Raw genomic sequence first — 2257 nt, forward strand, 5'->3', positions numbered from 1 at the left:
GACGGGGCCGACTACCTCTATGGCGGGGAGGGCGACGACATCATTATCGGCGGCGCCCACTCCGACCAGCTGTACGGGGGGGCCGGGGCGGATCGCTTCGTCTTCTCGACCGGGGACGGTCCCAACAACATCCACGATTTCCAGGATGGCATCGATCTGATCGACATCAGCGGCTACGGCGGTGTCTACAGCTCGATCACCCAGGCCGCGAACGGCGCGAAGATCACCTTCACCGATGGTGGGTTCGTCACCCTGATCGGTTTCAAGGCGACAAACCTGAGTTCAGCCGATTTCATCGGACTGTCCGCACCCCTGCCCGCCGAAGCGCCGAAGGACGACTGGCTGCTCTAGATGTGACGTCTCGATAGGTCGTCCTGGGACAGGGCGGGGGCGCCCGGATCGTTGGGGCTGCGCGGCTTACGACGGTAGGCCGCGACCCCTTGGCGCGGTTCACCTCTAAGCAACGGTTTTCGTGGCGAAATTCGCCTCTCGCGGTTATACCAACCGTCAGAGGGATGCAGGGTCCTCGGATTCTGTAGCAATTTCAGTGCGCGACGCGGGGGCCGTGGCCGTTCCTGTTGTCGGGTCTCATCCGGTCTCGCGCCGGATGCGTGCATGAGGACGACATGGCTTATCGCATCGGCTTGGACGGACTGGGCGACACCGAGCTCCTGGGGTTCGGCGACATCGGCGATGATGTCTTGCGCGATGACGCTGTGGTCGAAACCCGGTGGGTGTCACCGGCGATCAACTACACCGGCGAGTCCCATATCGACGCCCTGGCCGAGCCGACGGTCGGGATCGCTGCCGCCGATCATGAAGTGGTGTTCCGCTGCGCCTGCCCGGCCTGCGCTGGCCTCACCGGCGAGGACAAGCCCCTGGTCGCCATTCCCGGCGTGGGCGGGGAGAGCGATGCCCCCGAATTCTTCCTCAACGCCGCGGACCGTGGCGGCACGCACCCCAACGGCAAGCCGTCGCTGACGGTGGCCGAGGCGGCGGTGCAGCTGAACCGTACCTATTCGTCCTGGAACGATTTCTGGACCCAGCCAGGCGTCGCCGACGTCGATAACCATTGGGATGACGCTTACTGGGGCGGCGCCCCGTCGATCGTCACCTATGCCTTCCGCTCGACCGCGCCGGCCAACATGCCGGACGACACCACCGGCTTCACCCGCTTCACCGAGGCCCAGATCAACGCCAGCCTGCTGGCGCTGGCGGCTTGGTCCGATGTGGCCAAGGTCGTGTTCGTTCGTGAAGGCTCCGGGACGACGGGTGAGGCGGCCTATTCCAACAACGCCACCATCCTGTTCGGCAACTATGCCGATGGCGCCGACGGGGCGGCGGCCTTCGCCTATTTCCCCAGCCTGAGCGCCAACGGCGGCGATGTCTGGGTCAACTATTCCGGCAGCGCGATCAATCCCCAGATCGGCAATTACGGGATGCTGACCCTGGTGCACGAGATCGGCCACGCGATCGGCTTCTCTCACCCAGGCGAGTACAACGCCGATCCGGATATCGACTTCGAGTACGACACGTCGGCCGAGTACTATGAGGATAGTCACCAGTACACGGTGATGAGCTACTTCACCGAAGATAACACGGGCGCCTACTTCGGTCCGTCTTATCCTGGCACGCTGATGTTGGACGATATCGCGGCCGCTCAGAGAACCTATGGCGTCAACATGACCACCCGGACCGGCGACACGGTCTACGGCTTCAATTCCAACGCCGACCGGCCCTGGTTTGTGGCCACCAGCGCGACGACGCGGCTGGTGTTCGCCGTCTGGGACGCCGGCGGCAGTGATACCTTCGACTTCTCGGGTTACTCGAACAACCAGCTGATCGACCTGCGACAAGGCAACTTCTCGAGCGTCGGGACCTACAATGGCGTCAGCATGGTCGGGAACGTAGCCATCGCCATCGGAGCGGTGATCGAGAACGCCATCGGCGGGGTCGGGGCCGACGTCCTCCATGGCAATGACGCAGCCAACAGTCTGACCGGTGGGGGTGGGGATGACACCGTCACCGGCTACGGCGGCGTCGACACCTTCCGGTTTGCGGCCGGCAGCGGCGCCGACACCATCACCGACTTCCAGGTCGGGATCGATCTGATCGACGACACCGCCTTCGGCCAATACCAGAGCGTGGTGCAGAGTGGCGCCGACGCCCTCGTCACCCTTGCGACAGGCGTGACGGTGCGGCTGCTGAACGTTCAGGCCGCGACGGTGACCAACGCGAGCTTCCTGTCGAACGTTTC

2 protein-coding genes are annotated in these 2257 nt (G+C 64.3%); both read left to right on the plus strand.

Translation table 11 applies throughout. From position 1 onward, the window contains the following. A partial coding sequence (locus GVN21_RS21290; RefSeq protein WP_205690211.1) for a M10 family metallopeptidase C-terminal domain-containing protein occupies positions 1-351 on the plus strand: 351 nt, incomplete at its 5' end. A 275-nt stretch (positions 352-626) separates the two neighbouring features. Then, positions 627-2257: M10 family metallopeptidase C-terminal domain-containing protein (locus GVN21_RS20260; RefSeq protein WP_205690212.1), on the plus strand; the 1631-nt coding region annotated here is incomplete at its 3' end.

It is taken from the genome of Caulobacter sp. SLTY (assembly GCF_009905535.1).
GTDB lineage: Bacteria > Pseudomonadota > Alphaproteobacteria > Caulobacterales > Caulobacteraceae > Caulobacter.